At 65.5% G+C, this 2,708-nt stretch carries 2 protein-coding genes; both read right to left on the bottom strand.

Translation table 11 applies throughout. The features are described from left to right. Positions 1 to 236: 236 nt before the first annotated feature. Complete coding sequence (locus tag EB084_23235) at positions 237 to 1,535, bottom strand: hypothetical protein (protein ID NDD31176.1); 1,299 nt, start codon at positions 1,533 to 1,535, stop codon at positions 237 to 239. A 371-nt stretch (positions 1,536 to 1,906) separates the two neighbouring features. Next, positions 1,907 to 2,708 (bottom strand): adenosylhomocysteinase (locus EB084_23240; protein ID NDD31177.1); only part of this gene is annotated, 802 nt, incomplete at its 5' end.

Below are 2,708 nucleotides of genomic sequence, written 5' to 3' on the forward strand. Positions count from 1 at the left end.
AGATCGGTAGCCCGCACAAGCGAGCACCGCAGGCGTACTCTCGGCAGTACGCCGAGGAGCGCAGACGCGGAGGGCACCGAGGTCGGCGACGACTTGCGATCCGCAGTCGAGACTACTACTGGACGGTTAGTACGGAGCCGTGAGCGCAAAGGAAGCCTTCGCCTGCGGGACCGCCCTGAAGAGCAACCTGCCTGCGTGGCGTGACGTTCGCGGATGATGCTCAGCCTGCGCGGGGCCTACTGCGACGCGTGCGCGCGGCTCTCGAGCAGCAGCGCCATTCCACGCATGGCCCAGGGGGGCACCTTGCCTGGCGCGAGCGGAACCTGCATCAGCTGATCGAATGCGTGCTGGGACACCGAGGGCGACCAGTGCGACAGGTCGCTCCAGCTGGCGACCTTGCCGGGGTTGGCGGAGGTACCGCTGCCGTCGATGTAGGCGGGAAAGACATCGGTCTTGAGCACGACGCGCTCGAGCTGGCTGCCGAGGCGCTGCATGTCTGAATCGGTGAAGACCACGCCCGCCTCATGAAGCGCGCTGATGGCCTGTACATCGAGGGCGCCGTGGCTCGTGTCTTCGACGGTTCGGTTGCCGGTCGATGAAGGAGTGTGGGTCGACGTTCCCGGCCCCCAGCCGTCGAAGCCTTGGTCGAACGTGTAGTGCCATGTGCACCCGCCCGTGCTCGTGGGGGTGAGGGTGCCCTGCACGGTGCGCGCGATGCGGGTGGCCCGCTCGAGCTGTGCCGCGTCACCACTGGCCTGGTACACCGCCAGGTGCGCCAAGGCCATGGCCAGGTTCATGTTCGTGGGGAGGTTCACGCCATCGGTGGCGATGGGGAAGCCCTTGCGCGCGATGTAGAACCCCGCATCGCCCTGGGTGACGAACTCGTCGTCGTGCACCGCCAGCGCGCTGCGCGCCGCCTGCAGGTAGGCGTCGGCCTTCGTCTGGTAGGCCGAGAGGTTGTCGTGCTTCACCAGTGCGGCGAACTTCGCCAGGCCGTGGGCGATGATGCCGGTGTGCACGGCCCAGATGCCGGGCTTGTTCTCGATGTCGTACTTCGTGCTCTGCCAGGCGGGAAGGCTGAGACCGCGGTAGTCCTTCCAGCCCACCGCGGAGTCGCGCAGCTGAACGATCTTGTCGAGGTGACGCGACACCTTGTCGAGGTACTTCGTGTTCTTCGTGGCCTCGTAGGCTTCGAGATACCCTTCGACCACCTCCGACTCGAGCCAGGCGAGGGTGCCGTCAAGATTGTTGCGCCCGTAGTACGTGTTGTCAGCGAACCGGGCAGCCGTGTTGAACCAGGCCTGCAGCGACGATGTGGGAACCTGGCCCACGGGGGTTCCCGCGCGGAGCTCGGCCAGGGCTTTCGCGTCGAGGGCCTGCTCGGCGACGTCAGAGCCGGTGCGACCATCGACGAGGTTCGTTGCGCGGGTGGGGCGGCCGGGTGTCTGCGGCGTCTCGGGCGAGCCATCTGCCTCGCTGCGCGCCACCGTGAGGGCCGATTTCGGTTTGTAGGGGGGCACGTTCGGAATCTGCATGGCTGGCTCCGCTCTGTGTCGGGGGACGCCCCCCAGAAGCGCCTGTCTGGTGCGCACTTCGTGAAGCAGGGACACCTTCCTCTTGACGGTCGGCCGCTGTGGGTCGCGTGGCAACATTGCGAGGGTGTTGAGCGCAATTGTGCTCAAGGTGTCGGTGTTGAGCGCAATTGTGCTCAATGTGTCGGTGTTGAGCGCAATTGTGCTCAATGTGTCGGTGTTGAGCGCAATGAAAAAGGGCCGCGGTGTGGAACCGCGGCCCTCTGTTCAGCCCTCGTCGCCGCAGCGACGCAGGCCTGGCCATCGAAGCGCGGCCTAGGAGCCCCACTTCGAGCAATCCTTCTGGGTGGAGATCGGCCTTTATGGCCGATCTGCTAGTAGCGGTAGTGCTCGGGCTTGAACGGCCCTTCGACCGACACGTTGAGGTAGTCGGCCTGCTTCTTGCTCAGCGTGGTGAGCTTCACGCCGAGCTTGTCGAGGTGCAGGCGGGCGACCTCCTCGTCGAGCTTCTTCGGCAGCACGTAGACGCCAATCGGGTACTGCTCGCGCTTGTTGAAGAGCTCGATCTGGGCAAGCACCTGGTTGGTGAACGACGTCGACATCACGAACGAGGGGTGCCCCGTCGCGCAGCCGAGGTTCACCAGGCGGCCACGGGCCAGCACGATGAGCTCCTTGCCGTTGGCGAAGCGGAACTTGTCGACCTGCGGCTTGACGTTGATCTCCTTGATGTCGTTCTGCGACTCGAGCCACGCCATGTCGATCTCGCAGTCGAAGTGGCCGATGTTGCACAGGATGGCCTGATCTTTCATGGCCTTCATGTGCTCGGGGCGGATGATGTCGGCGCAGCCGGTGGCGGTGACGAAGATGTCGGCCAGGGGTGCGGCCTCTTCCATCGTGGTCACCTGGAAGCCCTCCATCGACGCCTGCAGGGCGCAGATGGGGTCGATCTCGGTGACGATGACGCGGGCGCCGAAGCGGGCCATCGCGTGCGCGCAGCCCTTGCCCACGTCGCCGTAGCCGGCCACGACCACGACCTTGCCGGCCACCATGATGTCGGTGGCGCGCTTGATGCCGTCGGCCAGCGACTCGCGGCAGCCGTAGAGGTTGTCGAACTTCGACTTGGTGACCGAGTCGTTGACGTTGATGGCGGGCACCTTGAGCTCGCCCTTCTTCATC

It is taken from the genome of Pseudomonadota bacterium (assembly GCA_010028905.1).
GTDB lineage: Bacteria > Vulcanimicrobiota > Xenobia > RGZZ01 > RGZZ01 > RGZZ01.

What these genes read in the sequence shown, in the direction of transcription:
- EB084_23235 (NDD31176.1), bottom strand. Translation starts at nt 1,535, where the DNA reads ATGCAGATTCCGAACGTGCCCCCCTACAAACCGAAATCGGCCCTCACG.